This window comes from Arthrobacter sp. 10L430 (genome assembly GCF_056395245.1).
The window spans coordinates 14,644-38,995 of sequence record NZ_JBFTJD010000035.1 but is presented as its reverse complement, the minus strand read 5'-3'; the positions used below and the strand labels follow the sequence as shown (position 1 = coordinate 38,995).

General features: G+C 64.8%; 26 protein-coding genes. 10 read left to right on the top strand and 16 right to left on the bottom strand.

What is annotated here, in order from left to right:
- From AC1DDG_RS20575 to AC1DDG_RS20555, 5 genes are all read right to left on the bottom strand, one after another.
- Positions 1–353, bottom strand: a 353-nt coding sequence (locus AC1DDG_RS20575; protein ID WP_476877536.1) for an aldehyde dehydrogenase family protein, incomplete at its 3' end; no start/stop codon positions are given.
- A gap of 69 nt (positions 354–422) precedes the next feature.
- Positions 423–1,742, bottom strand: a complete 1,320-nt coding sequence (locus AC1DDG_RS20570) for a flavin monoamine oxidase family protein (RefSeq protein ID WP_230120085.1) — start codon at positions 1,740–1,742, stop codon at positions 423–425.
- A 13-nt stretch (positions 1,743–1,755) separates the two neighbouring features.
- A complete protein-coding gene (locus AC1DDG_RS20565; RefSeq protein ID WP_230120086.1) occupies positions 1,756–2,088 on the bottom strand; it encodes a cupin domain-containing protein in 333 nt (110 codons plus the stop codon).
- A 55-nt stretch (positions 2,089–2,143) separates the two neighbouring features.
- Positions 2,144–2,935, bottom strand: coding sequence for a MoaF C-terminal domain-containing protein (locus tag AC1DDG_RS20560; RefSeq protein WP_476877535.1), 792 nt, complete (start codon positions 2,933–2,935; stop codon positions 2,144–2,146).
- Between the two features lie 61 nt (positions 2,936–2,996).
- Positions 2,997–4,451 (bottom strand): APC family permease, encoded by a 1,455-nt coding sequence (locus AC1DDG_RS20555; RefSeq protein WP_476877534.1) that lies wholly within the window; start codon positions 4,449–4,451, stop codon positions 2,997–2,999.
- A 211-nt stretch (positions 4,452–4,662) separates the two neighbouring features.
- On the opposite strand from AC1DDG_RS20555, the gene AC1DDG_RS20550 reads away from it, so the two are divergent.
- On the top strand, positions 4,663–5,277 hold the full coding sequence (locus AC1DDG_RS20550) for a TetR/AcrR family transcriptional regulator (protein WP_476877533.1): 615 nt from the start codon (positions 4,663–4,665) through the stop codon (positions 5,275–5,277).
- Between the two features lie 382 nt (positions 5,278–5,659).
- Here the strand turns inward: AC1DDG_RS20550 and AC1DDG_RS20545 are convergent, their stop codons facing one another.
- Complete coding sequence (locus tag AC1DDG_RS20545) at positions 5,660–6,901, bottom strand: NAD(P)/FAD-dependent oxidoreductase (protein ID WP_476877532.1); 1,242 nt, start codon at positions 6,899–6,901, stop codon at positions 5,660–5,662.
- Between the two features lie 234 nt (positions 6,902–7,135).
- Between AC1DDG_RS20545 and AC1DDG_RS20540 the strand changes: the two genes are divergently transcribed.
- Entirely contained in the window at positions 7,136–7,696 is a 561-nt protein-coding gene (locus AC1DDG_RS20540) for a hypothetical protein (protein WP_476877531.1), read from the top strand.
- Here the strand turns inward: AC1DDG_RS20540 and AC1DDG_RS20535 are convergent.
- Positions 7,656–8,279 (bottom strand): TetR/AcrR family transcriptional regulator, encoded by a 624-nt coding sequence (locus AC1DDG_RS20535; RefSeq protein ID WP_230120091.1) that lies wholly within the window; start codon positions 8,277–8,279, stop codon positions 7,656–7,658. The genes AC1DDG_RS20540 and AC1DDG_RS20535 overlap by 41 nt on opposite strands.
- Positions 8,280–8,462: 183 nt before the next feature.
- On the opposite strand from AC1DDG_RS20535, the gene AC1DDG_RS20530 reads away from it, so the two are divergent.
- The 6 genes from AC1DDG_RS20530 (at position 8,463) to AC1DDG_RS20505 (ending at position 13,059) form a co-directional block, all read left to right on the top strand.
- The gene (locus AC1DDG_RS20530; protein ID WP_476877530.1) at positions 8,463–9,503 is read left to right on the top strand and encodes an aldo/keto reductase; all 1,041 of its coding nucleotides are present in this window, start codon (positions 8,463–8,465) and stop codon (positions 9,501–9,503) included.
- A 101-nt stretch (positions 9,504–9,604) separates the two neighbouring features.
- The gene (locus AC1DDG_RS20525) at positions 9,605–9,991 is read left to right on the top strand and encodes a nuclear transport factor 2 family protein (protein ID WP_476877529.1); all 387 of its coding nucleotides are present in this window, start codon (positions 9,605–9,607) and stop codon (positions 9,989–9,991) included.
- 22 nt (positions 9,992–10,013) lie between these two features.
- Positions 10,014–10,784, top strand: coding sequence for an SDR family NAD(P)-dependent oxidoreductase (locus AC1DDG_RS20520; protein WP_476877528.1), 771 nt, complete (start codon positions 10,014–10,016; stop codon positions 10,782–10,784).
- A gap of 369 nt (positions 10,785–11,153) precedes the next feature.
- Positions 11,154–11,717: a dihydrofolate reductase family protein gene (locus AC1DDG_RS20515; RefSeq protein WP_476877527.1), complete on the top strand. Its 564-nt coding sequence runs from the start codon at positions 11,154–11,156 to the stop codon at positions 11,715–11,717.
- Positions 11,718–12,013: 296 nt separating this feature from the next.
- A complete protein-coding gene (locus AC1DDG_RS20510; protein ID WP_476877526.1) occupies positions 12,014–12,640 on the top strand; it encodes a cation efflux transmembrane domain-containing protein in 627 nt (208 codons plus the stop codon).
- Positions 12,637–13,059 carry a YkvA family protein gene (locus AC1DDG_RS20505; protein WP_476877525.1) on the top strand — a complete coding sequence of 141 codons (423 nt, stop codon included), beginning with the start codon at positions 12,637–12,639 and terminating at the stop codon, positions 13,057–13,059. Before AC1DDG_RS20510 ends, AC1DDG_RS20505 begins: the two co-directional genes overlap by 4 nt.
- 54 nt (positions 13,060–13,113) lie before the next feature.
- On the opposite strand, the gene AC1DDG_RS20500 is transcribed toward AC1DDG_RS20505, so the two are convergent.
- Both AC1DDG_RS20500 and AC1DDG_RS20495 read right to left on the bottom strand, forming a co-directional pair.
- Positions 13,114–13,743 carry an MBL fold metallo-hydrolase gene (locus AC1DDG_RS20500; protein ID WP_476877524.1) on the bottom strand — a complete coding sequence of 210 codons (630 nt, stop codon included), beginning with the start codon at positions 13,741–13,743 and terminating at the stop codon, positions 13,114–13,116.
- Between the two features lie 272 nt (positions 13,744–14,015).
- On the bottom strand, positions 14,016–14,165 hold the full coding sequence (locus AC1DDG_RS20495) for a hypothetical protein (protein ID WP_476877523.1): 150 nt from the start codon (positions 14,163–14,165) through the stop codon (positions 14,016–14,018).
- A gap of 37 nt (positions 14,166–14,202) precedes the next feature.
- Between AC1DDG_RS20495 and AC1DDG_RS20490 the strand changes: the two genes are divergently transcribed.
- Entirely contained in the window at positions 14,203–14,559 is a 357-nt protein-coding gene (locus AC1DDG_RS20490) for a hypothetical protein (protein WP_476877522.1), read from the top strand.
- 1,290 nt (positions 14,560–15,849) lie between these two features.
- Here the strand turns inward: AC1DDG_RS20490 and AC1DDG_RS20485 are convergent.
- The 6 genes from AC1DDG_RS20485 to AC1DDG_RS20460 all read right to left on the bottom strand — a co-directional run bounded on the left by AC1DDG_RS20485 (position 15,850) and on the right by AC1DDG_RS20460 (position 21,683).
- Positions 15,850–17,067, bottom strand: a complete 1,218-nt coding sequence (locus AC1DDG_RS20485) for an MFS transporter (protein ID WP_476877521.1) — start codon at positions 17,065–17,067, stop codon at positions 15,850–15,852.
- 15 nt (positions 17,068–17,082) lie between these two features.
- Positions 17,083–18,069 (bottom strand): aldo/keto reductase, encoded by a 987-nt coding sequence (locus tag AC1DDG_RS20480; RefSeq protein ID WP_476877520.1) that lies wholly within the window; start codon positions 18,067–18,069, stop codon positions 17,083–17,085.
- Between the two features lie 74 nt (positions 18,070–18,143).
- A complete protein-coding gene (locus AC1DDG_RS20475) occupies positions 18,144–18,551 on the bottom strand; it encodes a (R)-mandelonitrile lyase (protein ID WP_476877519.1) in 408 nt (135 codons plus the stop codon).
- Positions 18,552–18,736: 185 nt separating this feature from the next.
- Positions 18,737–20,653 carry a glycoside hydrolase family 15 protein gene (locus AC1DDG_RS20470; RefSeq protein ID WP_476877518.1) on the bottom strand — a complete coding sequence of 639 codons (1,917 nt, stop codon included), beginning with the start codon at positions 20,651–20,653 and terminating at the stop codon, positions 18,737–18,739.
- A 32-nt stretch (positions 20,654–20,685) separates the two neighbouring features.
- Positions 20,686–21,162, bottom strand: a complete 477-nt coding sequence (locus AC1DDG_RS20465) for a hypothetical protein (protein WP_476877517.1) — start codon at positions 21,160–21,162, stop codon at positions 20,686–20,688.
- Between the two features lie 134 nt (positions 21,163–21,296).
- Positions 21,297–21,683, bottom strand: a complete 387-nt coding sequence (locus tag AC1DDG_RS20460; protein ID WP_476877516.1) for a TfoX/Sxy family protein — start codon at positions 21,681–21,683, stop codon at positions 21,297–21,299.
- 342 nt (positions 21,684–22,025) lie between these two features.
- Between AC1DDG_RS20460 and AC1DDG_RS20455 the strand changes: the two genes are divergently transcribed.
- On the top strand, positions 22,026–22,229 hold the full coding sequence (locus tag AC1DDG_RS20455; RefSeq protein WP_024365339.1) for a cold-shock protein: 204 nt from the start codon (positions 22,026–22,028) through the stop codon (positions 22,227–22,229).
- Between the two features lie 159 nt (positions 22,230–22,388).
- Here AC1DDG_RS20455 and AC1DDG_RS20450 read toward each other — a convergent pair whose 3' ends face one another.
- Positions 22,389–24,191, bottom strand: coding sequence for an AfsR/SARP family transcriptional regulator (locus AC1DDG_RS20450; RefSeq protein WP_476877515.1), 1,803 nt, complete (start codon positions 24,189–24,191; stop codon positions 22,389–22,391).
- Positions 24,192–24,352 lie beyond the last annotated feature (161 nt).

Here is a 24,352-nt window from a genome sequence, read left to right as displayed (position 1 = left end):
TCCAGCGGCGTTCCGGCGGCGGCGCGCAGCCAGGCGGCGCAGGCGCCGACTTCGAAGCGGGCGTTGGGGCCGTTGAGCGGCTTGCCCTGCTCGCGGGAGAGCAGGCGGGCGAGTTCCTCGGCGGAGCGTTCGACGGCGTCGGCTGCCTTGAGCAGCGCGGAGCTCCGGGCGTCGTGGCCCAGCGCCGCCCACGCCGGCTGGGCGGCCGATGCGGCGGCTATGGCCTGCTCCAGGTCCTGGACGCTGTGGACCGGCGCCTCACCGACTGCTTCTCCGGTGGCGGGGTCAAGGATGGTCCGGGTTTCGCCGGACTCCGGGGTGATCGAGGCCAGCAGGGCATCGTAGGTTTCCATGGGGTACTCCACTAGTAGTCAAGCGATGGTCCTGCTCAGGTGGGCGGGACTGGGATTGGGTAGCGTATTTCAGCTGGCGCCGATGGGGGCGCGGGACTCTACGGCCAGTTGGTCCGCTACGGCTCTGGCTGCGTCGAGGCCGCTTTCGATCGCGCCGTCGATGAATCCTCCCCAGCCGTTGGCGAAGTCGGATCCGGCGAGGCGGACCCGGCCTTCTGGTCTTTGGAGTTCGGCCAGCGAACGGGTGAGGTACCAGGTGTAGTGCATTGGCCAGGTGGATCTGGAGTGTTCGTCGTCGATCCAGTTGTGACCGGCTATTTCGAGGACTTCCAGTCCTGGGACGAGGGAGTCGAGGTGACTTTGGGCAGCTACAGGGTCGTCGACATCGATGGCGGCGGCGTCAGGTCCAAAGCAGACGAGGGTGGTGCTGTCATGGTCAATGTATTCGGCCTGAGCGAAGTTGAGCGCCCCGTTTTCAGGGCCGAGGGCAACGAACCGCTCTTGGCGGCCTTTGACTTTGATCCACAGTTTGGCTCCCTGCCCGGCCTGGCCCTTGGCTGCCGCTGCCAGTTTGGCGGGAGAAAGAGCGGGCTGGATGTCCACGTCGTTCAGCACGCTCAGGGGCAGGGCAAGGACGATTTGCCGGGCCGCGTACTGTTGGCCGTCGGCGGTGTGGACGATGACGCCGGCGTTGTCCTGGGCGATGGAAACAACGTGCTGGTTCAGCCGCAGCTCCGCCGTGGAATCGGCAAGGATGGCCTCAGCGAGGCGGCGGGTGCCGCCGTCGATCTTGAAGCTGGCGCAGGCCTCGAACATGATCTGCCATGAGCCGGTCGCGACCGCGCACCAGCGCAGGGCCTGGGTGTAGGCGGCCTGGTCGAGCTTGCCGTTGAAGTTCAGTGTCCAGAAGGAGCGGAGGAGCTGGCGCTGCTCGTCGGGCAGGTCCAGCCGGTCGATGGCCTCGGAAAGGGTAATGCCGTCGATGTCCGCGACTCCTGGGCTGGATAGTGGCGACCAAGGAAGCGGGAAATAGTGGCGCGAGTCAGCCAGGAGGGCCTGGTTCGGGGCGTCGAGCAGTTCAAGCAGACTGTCCGCGCTGCCTTCGCGTAGCTGGCCGTTGGCGGTCCAGAAGGCCTTGGTGAACTCCGGCCCGGGGACGGGGTTGATCCCGTAGCGTCCCATTTCCGCCCAGACGTAAGGCTGGGTCCAGTGCACCCAGGTGCCGCCAAGTTCGAGGTTGCGGCCCAGCCGTTCGTCGAGGTGGGTGCGGCCTGCGATGCGGTCCCGGGCTTCGAGCAGGGTGGTGGTGTGGCCGCGACGCGAGAGTTCACGGGCGGCGGTGAGGCCGGCGAACCCGGCGCCCACAATGATGACATCGGAGGTTTCCACGGAGATTCTCCCCTTAGCTGTAGACGAAGAATTCGATGGTGGGTTCCAGGACGGTCCAGCGGGTCATCGCACCCTTGGAGAGGGAGGCCATGGACCCGGCTGTGAGGTCGAAGGTGTCGGCGCCCTTGACGTCGATGCGCAGGTGTCCGGAGACGATGTAGATGGTTTCGTCCTGGTCGATGGGCAGGTCGAAGGGTTCGGGCGCCTCCTCGGGCGTGACCTTCCAGATGCCGGAGCTCAGCGCGTCGTTGCCATTGTCGCCGGGGCGGAGAAGCCATTGCACATTCCCGAGTTCGAAGGGTTCGAAGGCTGCGTCGGTGTGCTGGGTGTGGAAGACCTGGGACATGATGTTGCTCCTTGAGTTTGTTGGCCGGACCGGCTGGCCGGGCATCGGTTTGCGGTTAGTGTTTGCGGGTGTCCTGCGGGTACTCGGTGGTGTTTAGCACGCTGAGCCGTGAGTTGAACGGCAGGATGACAGGCTCGGCGGCGGGGTCGTCCCAGCCGAACATCCGCCCGATCGAGCGCTGTTCACGGAGATCCACGAGCAGCACGGCTTCAACTGTCATGACTTTCTCGGTCCAGAAGAAGATGTAAAGGTCTTCGGCGACGGCCCAGGTCATGCAACGGTCCGTATCCGCGAGTCCGGCCTCTCCGCCGCGGACGCAGTTCCAGGTGAACGTTCCCGCATTCAGGTAGATGTGCTCGTAACTCTCCACATCGCTGTAGCGGTAGAAGATCCGCTTCCCGACCAGGCCGGAGGATCGCTCGTGCAGGGATGACGAACCGTCGGCGTTCGAGTGCGTGAATTCTGTGGTGCTCCGGATCCTGCCGTCCACGGTGACGAAGGCGGAGACGCCGCTGGTGACGGCGCCGGTGTTGCGGTCGAAGATGATGGTGACGTTTTCGGCGTCGATGCCTTCACTGCGGACGAAGTCGATGATGAAGACGCCAGGACGGGCTTCGATTGCTTTGTAGGTTGCTGTTCCGCTTCCTGAGGGGCCGGACCAGCCTAGGGAGGACGCGTCCTTGAAGGCGAATTCGGTGATGGAGCCCGCAGGTGCCGGTATGGTCAGGGCCGTGTTGGACAAGGCGGAAGTGGCAGGCAGTGTCTGGTCGCCGAAGCCGTCCAGCATGGCTGACACGGGGGGCCATTCGTCTTCGGGGATGTAGTCCTGGATCTCTGTGGACGTCATTGGATGGTTCCTTTCATCGGGCACGGGGGTGCCCTGGGGATGGGCGTATCGGAAGTGGATGTCAGAGGATTTCTGCGGCGTAATTGATCGCGGGCTTTTGCCTGCCCCGTACCAGTCCGGCTGCGAAGAAGAGCGGGATGCCGATGAGGAGCCAGCGTGCCACGCCGCCAGCGCCGCCAAGCAGGACGTCGTAGTTGTCCAGCGTCAGGTAACCGACAATTACGAAGGCAAGGAAGGACAGTGCGGGAGCGATCACGGTCACCCAGAGGTTGTCGCGGACGCCCGTTCTGGCGAAATAGACGAGGATCGCGGCCGAGGTCACCAACAGGATTGCGATGAACCCGGCCGTACCCAAGGCTACGAACCACGCGAACACGGTGGTAATGGGGTCCGCCCCGGTCAGGAGGAAGGTGCTGATGATGGCCAGAACAACGAGCCCATTCACAAGGCCTGCAAAAGACGGGGCGCCGGTCTTGGAGACCGAGGCGAGCTTGGCGGGGAGTGCGCCGGCCCGTCCGAGCGCAAACAGGTAGCGTGAGAACATGTTGGACAGTCCCAGGAGCATCGCGATGAAGCTGGTGACGACGAGTACTTGCATGGCGACGCTGAGCCATGAACCGGCGCTGGCTTCTGCCAAATCGAAGATCATTCCCGAGGGGTTTTCCGTGGACGCCGCCTGAATTTTGTCGATTCCGATGGCGCCGCTGATGGCCCAGGTGGAAAGTGCGTAGAAAACGCCGATGAACGCGATGACGAGGTAGGCGGCGCGCGGAATTGTGCGTCGAGGATTCTTCGCCTCCTCGGCGAAGACAACGGTTGCTTCGAAGCTGGTGAAGCATGCGAAGGCGAAAAGCAAGGAAATTCCTAAACCGGGTCCGAAGATGTTCGAGCTGGTGAAGCCTTCGAAGGTGAAGATTCCCAGGCCGTTTTGGGCCACGAGAGATACAACCAACGTAGCTATGACCAGCGTTTCGCCAAGGATGAGAACTCCCAGCACTTTCAGGCTTGCGTCGACGCCCCGCATCGTCAGCCCGGTAGTTACCGCCAGAATGACCACGATCCAGACGTAGACAGGAAGTCCGATGCCGGTGAGGCTTTCAATCAGCTGCTGGGCAAACACGCCGAACTGTGCCCATAGGCCGATCTGAAGGCTGAGATAGGTCAGTATCGCGATTCCCGCGCCACCCGTGGCCCACTTGTTGCCCAGGCCTCTGGCGATGTAGGCCACAAAGCCGCCGGCGTTGGTGATGTGCTGACTCATCCGCAGGTAGCCGACCGAAAAGAGAGCAACCAACAGTGCGGCGATGGCGTAGATCACTGGCGTTCCGGGACCGCTGGCGGAAAAGAGGACGGGGCTGGCACCCACGACCGCAGCCATCGGCGCGGCCGCCGCGATGGCAAAAAAGGCAATGGCGACAACACCGAGCTTGTTCGCTCTCAACCGGACCGAAGTCGCCGTGGAGAGGGGATCTTCTACTTCAAGATGTGCGGTGGTCTGACTGGATTCTTGATTCATGGGTGGGTCCTTCAGGAGTGCATTGTCGACGCCGATGCGGAGGGTAGGAAGCCTTCTGTCGCGCGCCGGTGCGCGGCAGCAAAAGGCCAGAAGCTGTTCCTGGGAGGGGCAGATCGTCGGGTGATCTGAGCCACAATTGAAACTATACGTTTGTATAGTTTGAACTGTCAACGGGCGACTTTGCGACGCGTAACGCGGCTAGACTCGCTGTATGAGCCAGGAAACTCGCAAGTTGCCGTACGGAGATGGCCGCGAGGCGCTGCTAGCGGCCGTCATCGACGTGGTCGCAGAAAAGGGCCTCCGAGGAGTGACGTATCGGTCCGTGGCAGCGCGTGCGGGCGTCAACCACGCCTTGGTGACGCACCACTTCGGGTCCTTGGAAGGGCTGCTGGCCGCCACGATGGAGTGGGCCGTGCAGAGGTCCATCCGGGAAACCGGCCTGGCCGGGATCGCGGACTTTGACGATGACTTTGCTGACTCTCTCATTGCATCGGTCTCAGCTGAACCCGAACTGCAACTGTTCCAGTTCGAAATGATCCTCGAGTCGAGGCGCAATCCGCAGATCCGTTCCATGGTGGAGCGTCTCTACGAGAACTATGTAGCCACTGTTGAAGAAGCCTTGAGCAAACGGGGACTCGACACCAGCGGTGAGGCCTCCTTGGCCATTTTCGCCGCACTTGACGGCCTCATGCTGCAATTCCTCACGATCAGCAACCCGACCAAAATCAGGTCAGCAGTGGCCCAAGTAGGCCAGCTGGTGGCCGGACTTCGGGAGTCCAGCAACGGCAATGACGAACCCCGGCACCAGGCGACCGTGACGAGCTAGCGTGCCGCTGCCCTGCCGCTGAGCGCCTCGACCAAGCGACCAGGGCGCTGCAGTTCTCGTTCTCACAGACGAAGGATTTCAAGAACGGGTTGATTCGGGAATCGCGGTGCTGGTGGCGAGCTACCGCATGCGACGCCATTCTGCGCGAAACCGCCGTTGTGAAGACGAACCCCAACGCCGGGGCCGTGGCTCTCATAAATAGTTCTCGAATGGACACAGTCGAGGTAGGTGCCCGCCACGAGTTTTGAGAAGAGAAGATGGCGATGCCCTCACACCGTATCGGCTTCGCACCCACGACCTGCAGTTGTGTGGACGCAACAGCACCTGGGCTGCCGGATGGAGGTGCCGCCGAGGAACCCAGGCCCTGCCTACCTCGTATCGGCTAGTCCGGTTTGCCGACAATCACCTGTGACGGGCTGTGCGTGACGTAGCCATTAGCCCAGGAAAAGAGGGCCTGGAGCTTCTGCCGGAAACCGGGCAGCAAGGCGAGGTGAACTCCCAGCCAGGAGACGAACGCCAGCGGGCCTTGCAGTTGGATACGCTTGCGGCCGAGTTCGGCGACTGCGGCTCCGCGGCCGACCATTGCCATGTAGCCCTTGTCCCAATAGACGAACGGCTGGCGCATTTGGCCGGTGAGGTCAGCGTAGATGTTGCGGGCGGCCCATTTGCCGGACTGCTGGGCGACCGAACCGAGCTGGGGAAGTTTGGCGCCACTGGCATCGGTGATGTTGGCTGCATCGCCCAGCACGTAGACGCCCTCGGCCCCGGCCGCGGTCAGATCGGTCAGCACGTCGATGCGTCCGCCTTTCCCCTGTGGCAGGCCGGACTCGGCGATGATTTTTCCGGCCTGCAGGCCCCCGGCCCACACAACGATCTTGGCTCGAATGACGGTGCCGTCCGCGAGCGTGACGCCGTCGGGACGGACGTCTGTCACGCCTTGGCCCATGTGTAGTTGTACCCCGAGTTTCACCAGACGGTCACGGGTATACGTCTGCGATTTGGCGGAGAACGCCATCAGCACATTCGGCACCATATCCACGAGATGGACTCGACACCGGCCCGCAAGGCCGGGCGAAAAATACTTCGGCACAATGTACTTGACGTTCTCTGCCAGCGCACCGGCGGTCTCCACTCCGGTGGGGCCACCGCCGACCACAACGACGTCCACGCTGCCCGCATGTTCACGGTCCGCCTCATCCAGGACGCGGGTGAGGGAAGCGCTCAGCCGCGTGGCGTCAGCCACTGAATACAGCGGATAGGCGTGTTCTTCGGCGCCCGGAGTGTTGAAGAAGTTCGGGACGGCACCTGTGGCAATCACGAGGATCCGTGCCTGGTAACGGGAACCGTCGGCCGTGGTGACGGTTCGGGTGACGGAATCGATCGCCGTCACCTCCGCCGTGAGGACGCGCACGCCTTTTATGCCGCGGAACACGGAACGAAGAGGCCGAGCCACCGCCGACACGCCGATCTGCGACGCCGCTACCTGGTACAGAAGGGGCTGGAACTGATGGTAGTTGTTCGCGTCGATCAGGAGTACCCGAATGCCCTTGCGGCCGAGCTCCTCGGCCGCGGTCATGCCGGCAAACCCACCGCCAACCACGATGACCTGATATGTATCGTCCATTCGAGCAACATACCGCGCGGGTCAGCTGCGCAAAAGGGCACGTTTGTGGCTCCGGGAAGCTCCGGCTTCCCCGGCCCGCCGGTAAGAGGTATGGGGTTACTGAGGCACCACGCAATGGTCGCCCTCGCCCCACCTGGAAGGCGGCTTCATGCTCACTTCGCGGGCTTTCCGAAATGGCTGTATCTTCACGTCCGATCAAAGGGTGACGAAAGCTCATCCGGATGCAGCTCGGGTTTGGCTCGGACAAGACGGAGGGGATGGCGGAACGACCGTCCCGACCAGGCTATCCAGCGCCATCTCGACCTTCGTGCGGACGTTTACGCGGCCGCGGACCAGCCGTCGGCAGCAGCCGCCGCCACCACTACAACGCGCCAAAGCCTTGAAGCCGACAACCTGAACCTGCGGGCCAGCGTCCGCCGCCAGACTCAGCACATTGCCGACTTGGAAGCCCGGCTGTCGGAGCTCCTTGGCGAGCAGGCCTACTCCCGGACCGGACTCGGCGCACCTCGCAACCACGCCGCGCTCGAGGAACAGAACCACACACTGCAGAACGAGATCGAAGAACTGCGGGCCAAGTTGCAAGACCAGGAGGAAGAACTAGGTGCCGCCCGGGAGGCGAACCGTCAACTCATAGGGCAACTCAACAGGCCGGCGCCAAGTGATGGTTTGGCTGGCCGCCGCGGCACGATGCAAGATGCGACCCGCCAGGACTCAAGCCCCTGGATATCCCGGTTAAGCACCGCCAATGTGGTCCTTAGTGCCGGTTACTACGCCAGGCTTCGACCGTTCGGTTGATATAGGTCTCGACGCTGGCGCTGACCTTGGTGGACGGGTCAAGCAGCCATTGCAGCCCGATTCCGTCCAACACGGCGGTGACCAGGCGAACTTCTATCTCGATTTCGGCTGAGGTGAGCGGTGCCACGTCGCCGGCGTCGACCGCTTGCCGGAGATGGAGTGCGAGAGTTTCGAGGTTGTCCGTATAGCGGCGTTGAATGAAGACGTGAGCCGGATGGGCCGGGCTGGATGCCTCGGCCGCGATGGTGGTGAACAACTCGAGCAGCCCCCGGTTGCTCAGATGCGCAGTCATGACCTCAGGTAGTCGGCGGAAATAGTCCAGACCGAGAACACCCGTGAGGCTGGCTTCGACGGTTCGGCGGTCCCACTCCTGCAGCACTGCCGTGAGGAGTCCTTCCTTGCTGCCGAAATGCTGCAGCAGTGTGGCGTGGGAGACCCCGACCCGGTCAGCGATGGTCCGGATCGAGCCACCCGCGTAGCCGTTCTCTCCGAAGACCGCGATGGCGACAGCGACGATCTGTTCACGCCGCCGGATTCCGGTGCGGTAGGGACCCCGTGAGGTAGTCCCTGTGCTATTCGACATAGGTTCCACCTTCTCATGAATCCGTTGACCAAAACCTACCACTCGGTTACAGTTTATCTCCAGATAGGGGCGCCGTCGACAGCAGCCTCGACCACGACTCCCACGACGCAAACATCCTCCCTGACGTCCGGCACCTGCCAAGCCCTGCCGCCCGCCAACCACCATGGAAGACAAGGAACTCTGATGGAATACTCCGTCCTCGGCTCGACCGGCGTAAAAGTGTCCCGGATTTGTCTGGGCACCGCCACATTTGGCGTCGCACCGACCGCGCAGGATGCCGACCAGGTCGTTGGCGCAGCTATCAACCTGGGGATCAACTTCGTCGACACCGCCGACGTATACGGCAACATGCCGGTCTTCGACCGGCCCGGTGCCCCCGTCGCCGCTGATCGTGAACCCTCCGAGCAGATCCTCGGCCGTGCCCTCCGCGGACGTCGCGACGAGATGGTGATCGCTACCAAGTCCAACGGAATCGTCGGGCACGACATCAACGACCGTGGCCTGTCACGTCGACACATCATCCGTCAGGTCGAGGCGAGCCTACGCCGCCTGGAAACTGATTACATAGACCTCTACTACGCCCACGATCCCGACCCGGACACGCCGTTGGAGCAGACCCTGGCGGCATACGACGATCTCATCCGGCAGGGCAAGATCCGCTACGTTGGCTTGTCCAACCATCCTGCCTGGCAGGTTACACAAGCCCTGTGGATCGCGGATGATCGGTGTCAGCAGGCGCCCGTCGCCGCCCAGGTAAAGTACAACCTCATCGATCGGGCCGCCCAACGTGAGCTGGTGCCCGCCTGCCAGCAGTTCGGGCTGTCGATCGTTCCCTACGCGCCGCTGCACGGCGGCCTGCTTGCCGACCTTCGCGTTCTGGACCGGGACGTCTCGGGTGACCAGCGTTTCGCCGGAGCAGGGTTCAACGACGCCGAGATTGCCGTTGCTCGGCAGGTCGAGCGTCTCAGCCGTACATGGGGACTGGCGCCGTACCAGGTTTCGCTGGCCTGGCTGTTGTCCCGCCCGGCCGTCGCTTCCGCCATCGTCGGCGCCGAAACCCCCGACGAGCTCCACGCCAACGCCACAGCGGCCGACGTCAAGCTCGAACAGTCGCAGCTGGACACACTCACGGCGTTGGCCAGCGAACCGGCAGCCTTCCATCACCGCGCCGGCACCGGACCGGAACGGCCACCCGTCACGACCGCCATGCCATCAACCGACTGAGTGGCTCAACCTCGCCACTGAGCAGGTCTTGCGCCGGCACCAACCGCAGCCGGTCCCTCGCTCGACTGCGTACCCCAGCCCTTCATCACAAAGGAACAATCATGCCTCAAGCCGACCAGGACACCATCGGCCTCCTGACCGCCTACTTCGACGCCATGGAGGCCAAAGATCACGAACGGCTGGGTTCCTACTACGCCGACAACATCACCCTGACCTTCGCCAACGCACCGACCATCGCCGGGCGCGACGCCAAGCTGGGCCAGATGATTACCCTGCTCGGCAAGGTCAAGTCGCTGGCCCACCCGCTGATCAACGTCTGGCAGGAAGACGGTGGGGTGGTCATCGTCGAGGTCACCAGCATCTGGCGCCTCCACGACGACAGCGAAGTGAAGATCAACGCCTGTTCGATCTTCACCCTCATCGACGGCAAGTTCACCGACCAACGCATCTACGTCGACAACGCCCCCGTCGATCCCTTCCTCAGCTGACCAGCGTACGAAAGGACCCCTCGTGGCTCGCATCCTGATCACAGGTTCCGCCCAAGGGCTCGGTCGAGCCGCCGCCACCACCCTGCTCGACGAAGGGCACCAGATTGTCGTTCACGCCCGCGACACCAACCGCGCGGCTGCGTTGACCGACTTGCTCGGTCGCGGTGCAGCCCTGGTTGTTGGCGATCTTGCCAGCGCTCAGCAGACCCGCCACCTCGCTGACCAGGTCAACCAGCTCGGCCGGATGGACGCCGTCATCCACAACGCGGGAGTCTACGGCGACCGCGATCGTAACCCCAGCCCTGAGGGGCACCCGCGGGTGCTGGCGGTCAACACCCTCGCCCCCTACCTACTGACCGGGCTGATTCAGAAGCCAGACCGGCTGATCTACCTCACCAGCGACATGCACGTCAGCGGCGACGGCAACCTCAGCGACCTCGACTGGAACACCCGCCGGTGGAACGGCACCCAGGCCTACTGCGACAGCAAGCTCTTCGTCACCGCACTCGCTCTCGCCATCGCCCGCCGTTGGCCAGACGTCATGAGCCACGCGGTCGACCCCGGCTGGGTACCCACGCGCATGGGCGGCCCTTCCGCGCCCGACGATCTTGATCAAGGCCACCTCACTCAAGCCTGGCTCGCGGTCAGTGGCAGCCGAGATGCCACCCGCAGCGGCCAAGTCTGGCACCACCGCCGACCAATCTCCATCGCCGCCGAAGCTCGCGACAGCAGCTTCCAAGACCGACTCCTCAAGCGGTTGGCCGAGATAACGGAGATTGAGCTCGAAGGGTAGTTGCGCGCAAGACACCAAACCGTCTAGAGGCCAGCCCATGGAGAACAAGTGAGCGACACTTATCGCGCACGAACAACTGCACTCTCACGAGGCCAAACGTCAGAATGGCGCCACTGACGCCAAAAGAACTCATCCTCATCCATGCGGCGATTCTTGCACGACGGAAGTCATTGGGGCATTGCGTCCAGTTGGGGATCCTTCACCAGACAGCTCAGTTGAAGCGAGGACCGAAGGCTATGGCATCCAGATCGTGAGCAGTTACTGCGGCTCCATGAGGGACAGGATGCTGCTGATCATGTGCGGGACGACAGAGGTTCCTGCGCCGTGCTGGGCTATAAGCTGGAGACCGACTGACGGAAGGCTGGCGCCATGCGGAAACTGATCTACGGCATGAACCTGACCCTGGACGGCTACATCGCCGCGGCCGGCGATGACATCGGCTGGAGCGGGCCGAGCGACGAACTCTTCCAGTGGTGGCTCGACCAGGAGCGGGCGAGCGGCCTGTCGCTGTACGGGCGCAAGCTCTGGGAGGCCATGAGCTCCTACTGGCCGACCGGCGACCAGCAGCCCAACGCCACCCCGGCGGAGATCGAGTTCGCGCGGAACTGGCGGGACACGCCGAAGGTGGTGTTCTCCTCGACGATCGATAAGGTCGACTGGAACACCCGCCTGGTCACCGGCGACGCGATCGCCGAGATCACCCGGCTCAAGGCCGAGGACGGCGGCCCGATGAGCGTCGGCGGCGCAACGCTCGCCGGGGCGGCCATGCGGGCCGGGCTGATCGACGAATACGCGCTGGCCACCCATCCGGTCCTGGTGGGCGGCGGCACGCCGTTCTTCACTGCGCTGGACAGCTGGGTGAACCTGAACCTGGTCGAGACGCGGACGTTTCCCGGCGGCGTGGTCCTAACCAGGTACGAGACGAGGCGCTGAGCGCGTTCCTCCGAGCGGTGGGGTCCATGACCTGCACGTCTGGAACCCAGAACCTGCTCTGCGCCGCCGCGGCTGCCGCCGTGCTGATCGGCTTGGCAGGCAATGCGCTCTTCGGCGCGTGGTGGCTTGACCCGTCATCGGCCTCATCATCGCCGCCGTCGCCGTCAAGGAAGGCCGGCGAAGCATGGAAAGGAGAAGACTGCTGCTAACGCCTGCTACCCCTCCAACCGGCAACTCCTTCGCCCAAAAGGTTCGCATAACCAAGAACAGCTCCACGACAAGGAGGCAGACACCTAATGGCCGGTTCTGACGGCAACACCACATTAAGCGACGCCGGGGTGCTGATGCGCCGCGGCCTGCGCCTGGAATACGCGACCCTGGGCTGGAACGTGATCGGCCTCGGCGTCCTGGTCGCTGCTGCGATTGGCGCCGGTTCCCCAGCGCTGGCCGGTTTCGGGCTGGATTCCCTGATCGAAATCTTCGCCTCCGTCGTGGTGGTCTGGCAGCTCAAAGGCATCCACAAGGAGCGCGAAGCCCGGGCGATGCGACTGATCGGGGCCGCATTCGCGGTCCTCGCCGCCTACCTTGTCATCCAGCTGGTCATCGTCATTGCCGCCGGCCTCAGGCCCGCCACCTCCGGATTGGGTATCGCGTGGACGGCGCTGACCTTCGTCGTCATGCTCGCCCTGGCCTGGAGCAAAATCCGCACCGGGCGTGCACTGGGCAACCCCGTGCTTCGCGCGGAAGGAAAAGTTACCCTCGTCGATGCCTACCTGGCCGGCGCTGTTCTGGCAGGCCTGGTCCTGAACGCCCTGTTCGGGTGGTGGTGGGCCGATCCGCTGGCCGGTGCCGTCATTATTTACTACGCCGCCCGCGAGGCACGCCACGCCTTCAAGCACACCACCGAAGAGACCACGGCATGAACTGGTGGGACGCGGCGATCGCCATCATCGGCGGGGTGGTCCTGATATACGCCGTGCTGCTGGTCCTTCTGGCTCTCAACGCCCGCAAACACCCGGAAACGGTGCGCATGAGGGACGCCCTCCGGTTGCTGCCGGACCTGCTGGTCCTGCTGCGCCGACTGACCGCAGACCGGACCCTGGCGCGTGGGATCCGTGCCCGACTGATCCTGCTGCTGGTCTATCTCGCCTCGCCCATTGACCTGGTACCCGATTTCCTTCCGGTGATCGGCTATGCAGACGATGCCATCATCGTTGCCCTGGTTCTGCGGTCGGTGATCCGAACGGCTGGCAACCGTCCCTTGGAACGGCACTGGCCCGGAACACCCGCGGGCCTCGCCCTGATCCAGCGTCTGGCCGGCACCGCCGCCACCCAGACATGAGCGGCGCACGGTTCACCAACCCCCTGACTTCTAAGTGTCCCGCTAGAGGGTGGTTCACGGAGAGGCTATGGCTCCAGGTTTCCATGGCGTGTGCTCGTGCGCGAGCCAAACCATTGCAGGGTTCAGAGAGCGAATCAGTAGCTGACCCTCGGTGCGGGGGTTATCAAGTTCGTCGAACCAGACTGCTGTGTCACCGGCGATGATGGTGGGTCCGTCTCCGTCAATGACGACGACCTGTGAGCCCCGGGTGTGACCTGGTGCCGGAAGGAGCCGTAGCCCGGGAAGCAGTTCGAGCTCGCGGGCGACCGTGATGTAGTGCACCCCGGGCGGGTCTACCCATTCGGGGATGGTGTAGTCGTTCTGGTTGCGGGCGTCGTCGAGTTCCTGACGCTGGACGTAGATGGGCTTGCCCGCGAAGAGGTGGTTACCTCCGCAGTGGTCGAAGTGCAGGTGGGTGTTGACGACGATGTCGACACTGCCGATGTCGAAGTCCTGCTCGTTCACCGGGTAAAGCCGGGGATCCATGTCGGCGACCGCGGGATGAAGCTGAGTCATGCCGGTGTCGACCAGCACGCGCGCGTCGGGGTGGTCAATGATGTGCACGTAGACCGGCATCAGCTCGCCTTCGGCAAGCAGCTCGGCCACACGAACGGCAGTAACACGGATTGCAGCGGGGGAATTCACATCTTCACCTCAGTCCCACATCATGGCCGTGATGTGTCGCGGAAGCAACAGATCGTCGGGCCAAGGACTGCGCAATCTGGTGCCATGATCCAGAGTCTCACCCGCCGACGCGTGCGTCGAGCAGATGCCACCACCCCTAACCCGAGGACGAGTGGGTGATTCCGAGCCCCTGGTCGACTGTTTCTAGAGGGATCCTCACCGGACACGGAGCCTACCTTTGCACTTGTGGCAGTCACAGGGAGCGTAGACAGTAGCTACTTCTCCGGATAGCTTCAGGTCATGGGCATGCTTTCGCGGCCGGTGAAGAAGGCGGTAACGGCGGTGAGCGCCGTAATGGCGCTGGCGGCGGCAGATTGCACTGCGGAGCCGCCTGCACCGTCCACATCGGAAAGTGCGTCACTGCCGGGAAATATCCCGGCCAACCTTTGGAACCAAGGAACTCCGGACCCTCTTCGGCCAGTGGGTCTGGCTGGGAACACGCCAACGGAGCCGCTGGTCGCCACGTCCTATGATGAGGGCCTCGACACGATCGGGGACTGGCGGCTGATGGACATTAGCGACGACCGTACGAAGCTGGTGATCCAGTACTCCCAAGGGGGACCCTGCGCGACTGCCAAGGGAATCCTCACGGCCGAAACTTCCACGGCGGTCGCCGTTGTTCCCCTCTATCAGAACGGACCTGCAACGCCGTGTAACGCAGTCCTGTCCACCCCCGTCGGCACCGTGACCCTGGATGAGCCGCTGGGCGACCGCGAGCTGCTACACCTTGCTGATCACGGAACAATGCAGAGCCCGACACCGGCGCCTTCCCGGTGAACCCTTGCGCCAGCGGCGCCTCTCGATTCCACCCTGACCCTGAGCGAAGAGGACGCCCTCTACGGTTAGCCCCTGATCCTCCTAAAGAGCGGTCTCCAGAGGTAACCCCTACCGACATGGCCTATCACCGAAGGATCTACTGGATTTCTACCGTTCGTGCTTCAGTTCACTCATGGCATCGCAATTCCCCAGAAAGCCAGCGGAGAGCCCTCGGCCAGCCGAAGCGAATCATGAGGCTAAGCGGAGGCTGAACCGCATCGTTTACTTCGGTGGGGCCTTAGCGTTGGCCATGATCACTCTTAACTTCGTGCCAATCGATTCCGAGCCCTGGGTTTGGATAAGGCTTGGCGTCCTTGCTGCAGGGACAACGGGGTTCGCCATCTGGGTCACGCGGTTTTCTTTGTGGCAGCGCGATGAATACTGGCGGGAACGCGGCAGAGATCCTAGGCATCCCGAACGTTTTTATGAGCGCTGAGACGAGAACTGGCCGCGGCTCACAAGTCAGAGCATGAACCATATGTGAAACGGGCATGGACGAGATAATTTTCGGATCAATACTTCTGATAGCTGGAGTCATCAGCCTTTTGACTCATCGGCGGGCTGTACAGAAAGGGGCGGCACGGATTGGGTAATGGGCCCCAAACTCGGATGGAAGAATTTTGAAGTTTGGGTCTGCCTTTCGGGCGGCCTTCGCTGTTCTTTGCCTCGTCCTCGGAATTGGCTTCATTGTGTTCGGCGTAGTCAAATAAGGGACTCAACCCACCTCGACGTCGAAGGCGCAACGGTAAGCTCACTGACTCGCCGGATGCCTGAATGAACTGCTGTCTGTCGAACTGGTGTCGTACCGTCACATCCCTCGAATTCTCGGCCGGGTGGGGGCTGGCATCGGGATGCCCCGTATGCCCTGCCCGATTTTCGCCCGGCGAAGGTCCCCAACTGAAGCAAGGGCCGTATCACAAGCCTTGGGATAGGAGGCGTCTCACCCGACTGCACGACCACGACGACGGCAGTGCCTTAGTTTTCGTGGAAGCGTTGGAGTTCGTTCGCGGCCAGCGATTCTCGTAACTATGTCTCACAACGTTCGGGTTGAATCGCTGTATCCCCCGTTAGTCACGAGACACATCTCTGGTTTCGCAGTTCGCGATGGGGGATTGTGGTCCTGACTGTCTCCGTAGCAATCGGATCTACACTGCCCGCTTTTGAGCCCCGTCGCTTGCGAAAGAACGGACTAACTGCCGACGGCGGTTGCCTCAGGACCCGCCGTCGGGCATTCCGGCGAGAGCTGCGGCATCAAAGCCCGGCCGGCGCGGGCGGGTTCCGGGCGGCGATGAGTGTTGTGATCCAGACAAGGGCGGCGATCACGGCGTAGCCGGCGGTGATGGCGGGGAGGCTCAGGACCCGGCTGGCCTGTCCGGCGATGAGGCTGGGGACGGCGGACCCGGTGTACGAGATGGCGTAGATCACGGCAAGCAGGCCGGCGCGCTCCCGGGGGAGCGCCTCGGGCAGGAGAGTGTTCATGCTGCCGGAGGTGGCGATCCCCATTCCGATGCCGCCGACGACGCCCGCGCCGATATACAAGCCAAGGATGCCGGCGGTGCTGGCGAACGTGAGGCCGATGCCTGCGGCGGCGACGAGTGTCATCCCGGTGCGCTGCGCGGCCGCGGGTGTGAAACGCCCGGCGATGAACCCGCCGAGGAAGCTCGGCGCCATGTAGGAGGCGAATACGGCGGCCGCGACGAGCGGACTGTGCGAGCCGAGATCGTCGGCCGCGATGGAGGGGCCGAACGAGGTGAAGTAGCCACCGAACGCCCAGGTGGCGACAAAGACGCCGGAGGCGAGGGGCAGGTAGGGGCGGGACGCGTCGGGAACGACGAGCCGTGGGATCAGTGAGGACCAGGCGCCGGCGGTGCGGGTGACGGTCTCGGGGCGGGTGGCGAGGGCGATCGCGCAGCCGAGCAGGATCACGGCGAACACGCAGAAGGTGAGCTCGCGCGGGGCCGGCGCGAACTGGACGAGCACCCCGGAGAGGAAGACGCCGAGGGCGAGGCCGACGGTGGCGCCGGCAGTGGTGACGGCCGCGACAAGCCACTTGGGGCGCCGGGGTGCGGTGTCGACGATGTAGGCGCCGATGGCGCTGGAGGCCAGGCCGGCGGCAAGTCCTTGAAGGGCCCGGCCGAGCAGGAGCGGGAGGAAGCTGTGGACCCACAGCAGTGTGAGGCAGCCGGCGATGGCGATCAGGAGCGCGGCAATCGAGACCGGACGGCGCCCGTGGTGGTTGGAGAGCCGGCCGAGGACGAGCAGGGCGAACACGGCACAGACGAAGTAGGCGACGGCGACCAGCGAGAACTGGTCGTTGGTCAGGCCGTCGGCACTCCGGTATGTGTCGTACAGGGGAATCGCCGCGGCTCCGGCGGCGAACACCGAGACGAACGAGACGGTGGCCGCGACGAAGCCGCGCCCCTCGGCGGGCCCGGCGACGCGGCCGGGGCTGGGATGTGTTTGGGTCATGTGCTTCCTTAGGCGTCAGCGGTTGACGAATCCCAGATGCTGGTCGTTGTAGCGGGCGCCCTGCACGCCGATCCGCCGCGCGAGTGCGCCGAGATCTGCGGCCTCGTCCGCGGACAGGGCCACGGCCGTGGCGCCGGCGTTCTCTTCGATTCGGGGGGTGCTGCGCGTGCCGGGAATGGGCACGATCCACGGCTGCTGCGCGAGCAGCCACGCCAATGCGATCTGCGCGGGGGTGGTGCCCTTGCTGCGGGCGAGGCGGGTGACGTGCTCGACCAGCGCGGCGTTCGCGGACCGGTTCTCCTGGGTGAAGCGGGGGATCGTGGCGCGGACGTCGCCCTCGGTGAAGGTGGTGGCCGTGTCGACGGTGCCGGTGAGGAAGCCCTTGCCGAGCGGACTGAACGGCACGAAGCCGATGCCCAGCTCAGCGAGCGTCGGAAGCACCTCCGCCTCGGGGTCGCGGGTCCACAGGGAGTACTCGCTCTGGACCGCCGTCACGGGCTGCACCTCGTGCGCACGACGGATGGTCTGGGCCGATGCTTCCGACAGGCCGAAGTGCCGGATCTTGCCTTCTGCGATCAGCTCGCCGACGGTGCCGGCGACATCCTCGATGGGAACGTCGGGATCGACGCGGTGCTGGTAGAACAGGTCGATGACATCGGTGCGGAGACGCTTCAGTGCGGCGTCGGCGACGCGGCGGATCTGCTCGGGCCGGCTGTCCAGACCGACGCTCTTACCGTCCTCGATGCGCCACCCGAACTTGGTGGCGACCTGTACCTGGTGGCGGATCGGCTCCAAGGCCTCACCGACCAGCTCCTCGTTCACATACGGTCCATACACCTCGGCGGTGTCGAAGAAGGTCACCCCGAGGTCGTATGCGGAGCGGATCACAGCGATCATGTCCTCGCGGCTGCCGGGGTTGGGTCCGTAGCTTTGCGACATGCCCATGCAGCCCAAGCCGACCGCAGAGACGGTCAGGCCTTGTCCGAGAGTACGTGTGTGCATGGTTTGGTCTCCGTTGTGGTCGGTGGTCTGTTCGTGGTGCTTCTCGCGTCGATGGGACTCGAGAGAGGGGTCAGTCAGGACTGGGTGCCGTTGTACTCGTCGTCGGTGATGTGTTCGAGCCAGGTGGTGGTCGTGGCCGGGTCGTCACCGTTTTCCAGCATGGCGATGTGCTCCATGAAGCAGCCGGGTGCGGCGGCGTGCCAGTGTTCTTCGCCGGGCGGGGTGTACAGGGTCTGGCCGGGGTGGACCTCGATGATGCTGCCGTCGCGGCCACCGAACCGGGCGACGCCCTGGGTGACCCGGAGGTACTGTCCGCGGGCGTGGGAGTGCCAGGCGGTGCGGGCGCCGGGGGCGAACCGCACGGTCGCGACGATCATGCGCTGATCGCTTTCGTGGGGCAGCGCGATGGGGTCCAGCCACACATCGCCGACAAACTGCTCGGGCGGATTCTTGCCGGTGGGGTTGGTGGGTTCGACGTTCATGCGTGCTCCTCGCTGGTGGTGGAAGTCGATTCGGTCGCCGCCCAGCTGAGCTTCGCACGCCGGGCGGCGGGGAACTCACAAATCGCGGTGCGGTTGTCCATGGCGACCACGCTACAAACTCATCCGGTCCTGAGGGAGTCCCTGTCAGTACCACGCTTCGCCAGCCCACCTATCGGCAGGGTCTCCTACACCGCGGAGCCCGGGTCCACGTCCGAAGAGGCCTTGTGCCTGCTGGCATCCCGGGCGGCCGCCGAGTTCCCCCGCACGCCCAAGCCCCAGTCGCCCGAGCTCCAGCCAAAAGCCGAAGCCTGGCCAGCGTCGCGGAGAGCCAGGGCCGCCTGGATCAGCGCCGCGTGCGTCAGTGCCTGGGGGTAGTTGCCGAGATAAGCCCCTGTGGCAGGGTCGATTTCCTCACTGAAAAGGCCCAGCGGATTGGCGGTCTCCAGGAGAGCCTCGAACAACTCCGTGGCCTCAGCTGCCCTTCCCGTCAGGGCAAGGGCCTGCACGAGCCAGAACGAGCAAGGCAGGAAGGCGCCCTCATCCCCGGGCAGTCCGTCCTGGCCTGGCGGGTAGCGGTAGAGGAACGGGGAGCCGGCGGACAGCTCCGTCCACACAGCGTCCACCGTGCCCCGCAGGCGTTCAGAGTCCGGCGACTCGAAGCCGGTTACAGGCAGGATCAGCAGGGCCGAGTCGAGATCGCCGGACCCGTACGAGCGGGTGTACGAGTTCCGGGCAGTGTCGAATCCCCGGGTCCTGATCTCGGCGGCCAGATCATTTCTCGCCGTTTCCCACCGGCCCCGCCGCTTGGCGTTGACGGGATGCGAGCGGGCAATGCGCAGTGCCCGGTCCAGGGCGAGCCAGCCCATCACCTTGGAGTGCACGTGCTGTGCCGCATCGCCTCGGATTTCCCAGATGCCGGCATCCGGTTCCGGCCAGCGCCGCGCCACGAGATCGGTGAAGCCGCGCAGCGCCCGCCACGTCTCCGAATTCAGCCTGTGCCCCTGCCGGACGAGGTTCCACGCGGCGTCCAGGACCCAGCCGTAGCCGTCGAGCTGGTGCTGGTGGGCGGCTCCGTTGCCCACCCTCACAGGAGCGCTGCCCAGGTACCCGGGCCAGTTCTGAAGGGTGCGCTCGCGGGGGACGTGTCCTCCGGTCAGAGTGAACAGGGCAGGGAGCCGGGGCCGCTGCAGCCTGCTGGCGTGCAGGAGCCAGTTCAGGAAGTTCAGGGCCTCGCCGTCCTTGCCCAGCCCGAGGAAGGCGGCGATGCCGATGCTGGCGTCCCGGGGCCAGGCGTACCTGTAATCCCAGTTCCGAATGCCGCCGGGGTCCTCGGGCAAGGACGTCGTGGGTGCAGCCACGGGCGCGCCCGAGGGGGAGTAGGTCAGAAGTTTCAGCGTCAGCAGGCTCCGCAGGACCGGTTCGCGGAACGGGACATCCTGGCTGATGCCTGACGCCCACTCCCGCCAGCGGCTTTCGTCGGCTTCCACAAGGTCCCAGGCGGTTTCGGGATCGACGAAGATCAGTGGTTCCGCATAGGCCAGGGCGAGCACAATTACGACCGGACGGCCGGGCACAACTGTGATTGACGTGGTCGAACCGGGTTCCACCCTTAGCCCGCCGCTGCAGCCGAGCGACATGGCCAGGGCGCCCCATTCGCAGGCCAGGTGCTGTCCCTGCCGGACCCGGGGGCGGAGATGGCGCTCGCCGAAGCGCGGGTCAAAGTCGACGGCGGCCGCTGCCGGTGCGCCCTCGGCGGCCAGCCGCCGGATAAGAAGAGTCGTGGGCAACAGCCCGCCGGATACCTCCGCCACCATCGCTTCGGTGAGTGACAGGGTGCCGCCGTCGGTGGCCCAAACCGTTTCGAGCGTGGCGGTGTGCGGCCGGTAGCGGCGGACAAGGCGCTTGGCGGGCAGGGCGGGGCCGGCGCGGAAGCTGCCGCCCTCGGGGCCGCCGAGCAGGGCGCCGAAGACGGGATCGCCGTCGAAGGTTGGCGCGCAGAGCCAGTCGATGGCGCCGTCGGCCGAGACCAGGGCAGCCGTGCGCGTATCGCCCAGCAGCCCGTAGTCCGAAAGGGCGGGGGAGTTCACGTTGCCGGCTCCCATTTTGCGTGCACCTTCTCTCGAGCTGACAGGCGTCAATGGACCGTGAGGAGCAGTCCCAGCATGGAGCCGTAGATCACGTGGGCTGCCATGGCTACGGCCGGCGTCTGAATCCCGTAGTTCAAAGCCAACAGGCCCGGCGGCTCCAGCACCGCCCGGCTCGCCGGACCGGCTCTGGTGGTGGCCATTCGGGGATGAACCCCGGGCAGCAGGGGCAGGATGACCGTCAGCGCCACCGCAAAGTGCAGGAGCCCCAGCAGTGCGCCGATCCACCATGTGGCCCTGCCCAACAGCGCGAAGACCGCCGCGTATCCGAGTGCGAAGGCTTGCCCTGCGGCCAGGTGAATGAAGAACCCTGCAACGCGTGCCTTGTCCGGGTCCGGGGTGACAAGGGTGCCGAGGACCAGAGGCAGATCGAGCCGGGTCCATCCGGCCATCTGGGAGGCAATCATCACCACGGTCAGGGCTGCGGTGGCGAGCAGGCCGAACAGGGCCCAGCCTTGCCAGTCCATTTCAATCCCCGCCTCCCTGTTGCCTGCGCGTGGGTGACACTGGTTGCGCTTGCGCCGTTCCCACGACCCTTCTAAAACTAGATTCTTTAACTTTAGAGGGGGGATGGGTGGCAATCAAGGGCCGACGGCGGCGGCTACTTTTTGGTTGAGCGCGGCGTTGAAGCTTTCGGCTCCTTGGGTGGCAGCCCGGCGACGTAGGAGTAGGCCTTTGCCACCCAGGCTTTAGCCCGCGCGTCATCGCCGTCGCCCTCCGCGTTCCATACTTCCGGCAATCCCGTGTAACCGCCCATCGGCCGCTCCGCAGGCCCGAAGGGAACGGTCCGCTCGGTGCCTTCGAGTTCCTCTCTGTCCGAGTCTCCGAGTTTCACCCCGATGGTGGAGCCGAAGAGGCCCGCGAACATGTTCCCGTTGACGAAGGCGCCAAGATTGCCGAACATCGGCTTGATCACAACCTCGGGGGCCGAGGGCATGACAGCGCGGAAGTGATCCTTGTCTGCCTCTGACGGCTTGGGCATCTGCATGGCTTCTTCTTCCGGTTGGCGGGAGCCCAATGGGCTGGTTTGTGTGAAGCATATTGCGTCCCGAGGGCGCGAGCGAGGTGTTTGTGATCCCTGGCAGGTCGGTCGCTCCAGCGGCCTCCTGGATGCCCCCGCTGCCGCGCGAGCCTTGCCCCATTTGGCTTTTGGTCAAACCGGTCCGAAAACCCGTGTACAGTAGACATCGTTGTTGTGTTTGTATTTGGTAGTTCAGGCAGTACGCGCGGTCGAAAGTCCGCGTTCTTCTGAAGTAGCGGTTTTGAACACCCCACACCGGAGGACCCGAAAGTCGGGACTTTTCCTCCACCTTCACGAAGGACAAAAATAATGGCTACTGGTACCGTCAAATGGTTTAACGCTGAAAAGGGCTTCGGCTTCATTTCCCCCGATGACTCTTCACAGGATGTCTTCGCACACTACTCTGCGATCGCTTCCTCCGGTTTCCGCTCACTCGAAGAGAACCAGAAGGTCTCCTTCGAAACCGAGCAGGGCCCCAAGGGTCCCCAGGCCGTAAACATCCAGGCTCTCTAAGACTTAGCTTTCAGCTAACTCTTCTGAGTCCGGAACCTTACAGGTTTCGAGCAGGGTCCGTCTTTGACGGGCCCTGCTTTTGTTTAACACGGGTGTGCTGGTTTCGACAGGCTCAAACCAGCGGGGTTTCGACAGGCTCAACCAGCGTTTTCGACGGGCTCAACCGCGCTGGCGCCCGGCCAGGAACGCCGTCAGCGCAGGGTTGTCGATCTCCTTTGCCAGCCAGGGCACGGTCTCCGCCGCTGCCGCGTCGCCGAGAACGGCCCGATGCGACTGTGCCCGCACCACGAACTCCCGCATCCCGCTGCGGCTCGCCAGCTCGCCCAGCCGCCCCGCGAATTCTGAAGCCCGCGGAGACCGGGCGGCGATGGCGACTTCGGCCGCCGTGTCCAGCAGCCGGGCCGAATACCAGAGGTACCACGGCTTGGGTTCAAGGCCGCGGTTAACCCAGTGTTCCGCGGCCGCCAGATCGCCGTGCGCCAGGAACAGGCGTGCCTCGGCGCCTGCGGCCAACGCCATGTAGCAGTGGTCGCCGGCCAAGTCGGCCATCACCCAGGACCTGTCAATCAATTCGGCAGCTTCCTCCAGCCGGCCGGCGGCGAGATACGTTTCTCCCCGGACCCCGTCGACAAACGGTTCGAACGCCGTCCAGTGCTCCGCCGCAATCCAGTCCAGCGCCCGGTCCAAACAGGCCGCCGCCGCTTCCAACTCCCCTTGAAGCAGACACACCCGGCCCAGCAGAGCCTCGCTGAACGCCTGCTGCCGGCGGTTCCCGACGGCCTTGGCGAGCCTTCCGGACTCGGTCAGCGCCGTCACGGCGTCCGCGTACCGCGCAGTGTCCGAGGCCAGCATGCCCTGAATGGCCAGGATCCTTGACTGTTCGTCGGGGAATCCGTCGGCCGCCACCATCGCCCGGTCAAGCCACCCGGCCGCGCGGTCGGGGACACCGCGTTGCACGGACAGGTAACCCAGCTCGCGGTAAGCGGCGGCGGCAGTCCGGGAGGCGCCGTCGGGCCCTTCCGCCGACAGCGCCTGGTGCAGGAAGTCCGCCACCTCGGCGCCGCGGCCGCCCGCCTGGTGGATCAGCGCCCCGGACAGGGTCACGAGGGACTCGGCGAGCAGGTGGCGGTCGCTGGTGCGCTGGGCGAGTACGACGGCGAGCCGCAGCTGATCCAGCCCCCGGTCCACGGCGCCCGCCGAGAGTGAGGCGCCTCCGGCGTCGAGATAGGACCGGACTGTCGCCCCGGTGGCCGGCATGCCCGGGTCCGCCGCCGGCGCCGCATCGGACAGTGCCCGCCGCACTTCCGCGGGCAGCGGCAGGCCGAGCTCCTGGCGGTAGAGCTCCCCGCATTTGGTCACATGTTCCCGGGCGCGGCGGTGCTCGCCCAGGGCCACGAAGGCCTTGACCAGCACGACGTTGCAGTCCGTGTGGAAGGGATCCCTGTGCAGCGCGAGCGATGCCAGCTCCACTGCCTCGCCGGGAGCCCCCGTAGCGAGGGCAGCAAGGGAGGCCTCGTAGAGCATGGACTGAACGACGTTTTCCAGCCGGTAGCGCTGGTCCGCCAGCCACGAGTCGAAGACGGGGCAGTCGGCGAAGGACAGTCCCTCCAGCAGCTGGCCGTCGAGCCGGCGGGGGTCAAGGCCCGGGCTGCTTCCCGAGTCAATCACCTCGGCGGCATCGCAGCGCCACGGAGGCTGCACCACCATCCGCAGGGGATCGCCCGCCATCGCAATGCCGTCGAGGGTCCGCCGCAGCTCGGACAGGTTCCAGCGCAGCGCCCCGAGGGGATCCGCGGCATCCGGAAACAACAGCGAGGCTGTCCGGGAGCGGCCGGTGCCGTCCGCCTGCAGCGCGAGGTAGGCCAGCACCGCCCAGGCCTTGCGGCCTCTGGGCTGCGGGGGAGTTGCGCCAGGGGACTCGATCCGGGGCGGACCGAGGAGCCGGATCCAGGTCTCGGCCATACGGCTCATGTTACCGCCGCGCCTCTCCGGCGTCTGCGCTCGCTCACACGCTTGCTCACACGCCGGCTGGGGACACTGAAATCACCCAATCCACAGTCAATCACCCGAGGTGCACCACAATGGTACTGCTCATCCTGCTTGTCGGACTCTGGGTCGTCTCG

What these genes read in the sequence shown, in the direction of transcription:
- AC1DDG_RS20460 (WP_476877516.1), bottom strand. Translation starts at nt 21,683, where the DNA reads ATGCAGATGCCCAAGCCGTCAGAGGCAGACAAGGATCACTTCCGCGCT.
- AC1DDG_RS20560 (WP_476877535.1), bottom strand. Translation starts at nt 2,935, where the DNA reads ATGACGTCCACAGAGATCCAGGACTACATCCCCGAAGACGAATGGCCC.
- AC1DDG_RS20475 (WP_476877519.1), bottom strand. Translation starts at nt 18,551, where the DNA reads ATGAACGTCGAACCCACCAACCCCACCGGCAAGAATCCGCCCGAGCAG.
- AC1DDG_RS20470 (WP_476877518.1), bottom strand. Translation starts at nt 20,653, where the DNA reads ATGGGAGCCGGCAACGTGAACTCCCCCGCCCTTTCGGACTACGGGCTG.
- AC1DDG_RS20455 (WP_024365339.1), top strand. Translation starts at nt 22,026, where the DNA reads ATGGCTACTGGTACCGTCAAATGGTTTAACGCTGAAAAGGGCTTCGGC.
- AC1DDG_RS20485 (WP_476877521.1), bottom strand. Translation starts at nt 17,067, where the DNA reads ATGACCCAAACACATCCCAGCCCCGGCCGCGTCGCCGGGCCCGCCGAG.
- AC1DDG_RS20515 (WP_476877527.1), top strand. Translation starts at nt 11,154, where the DNA reads ATGCGGAAACTGATCTACGGCATGAACCTGACCCTGGACGGCTACATC.
- AC1DDG_RS20530 (WP_476877530.1), top strand. Translation starts at nt 8,463, where the DNA reads ATGGAATACTCCGTCCTCGGCTCGACCGGCGTAAAAGTGTCCCGGATT.
- AC1DDG_RS20525 (WP_476877529.1), top strand. Translation starts at nt 9,605, where the DNA reads ATGCCTCAAGCCGACCAGGACACCATCGGCCTCCTGACCGCCTACTTC.
- AC1DDG_RS20565 (WP_230120086.1), bottom strand. Translation starts at nt 2,088, where the DNA reads ATGTCCCAGGTCTTCCACACCCAGCACACCGACGCAGCCTTCGAACCC.
- AC1DDG_RS20450 (WP_476877515.1), bottom strand. Translation starts at nt 24,191, where the DNA reads ATGGCCGAGACCTGGATCCGGCTCCTCGGTCCGCCCCGGATCGAGTCC.
- AC1DDG_RS20550 (WP_476877533.1), top strand. Translation starts at nt 4,663, where the DNA reads ATGAGCCAGGAAACTCGCAAGTTGCCGTACGGAGATGGCCGCGAGGCG.
- AC1DDG_RS20535 (WP_230120091.1), bottom strand. Translation starts at nt 8,279, where the DNA reads ATGTCGAATAGCACAGGGACTACCTCACGGGGTCCCTACCGCACCGGA.
- AC1DDG_RS20510 (WP_476877526.1), top strand. Translation starts at nt 12,014, where the DNA reads ATGGCCGGTTCTGACGGCAACACCACATTAAGCGACGCCGGGGTGCTG.
- AC1DDG_RS20480 (WP_476877520.1), bottom strand. Translation starts at nt 18,069, where the DNA reads ATGCACACACGTACTCTCGGACAAGGCCTGACCGTCTCTGCGGTCGGC.
- AC1DDG_RS20555 (WP_476877534.1), bottom strand. Translation starts at nt 4,451, where the DNA reads ATGAATCAAGAATCCAGTCAGACCACCGCACATCTTGAAGTAGAAGAT.
- AC1DDG_RS20545 (WP_476877532.1), bottom strand. Translation starts at nt 6,901, where the DNA reads ATGGACGATACATATCAGGTCATCGTGGTTGGCGGTGGGTTTGCCGGC.
- AC1DDG_RS20505 (WP_476877525.1), top strand. Translation starts at nt 12,637, where the DNA reads ATGAACTGGTGGGACGCGGCGATCGCCATCATCGGCGGGGTGGTCCTG.
- AC1DDG_RS20465 (WP_476877517.1), bottom strand. Translation starts at nt 21,162, where the DNA reads ATGGACTGGCAAGGCTGGGCCCTGTTCGGCCTGCTCGCCACCGCAGCC.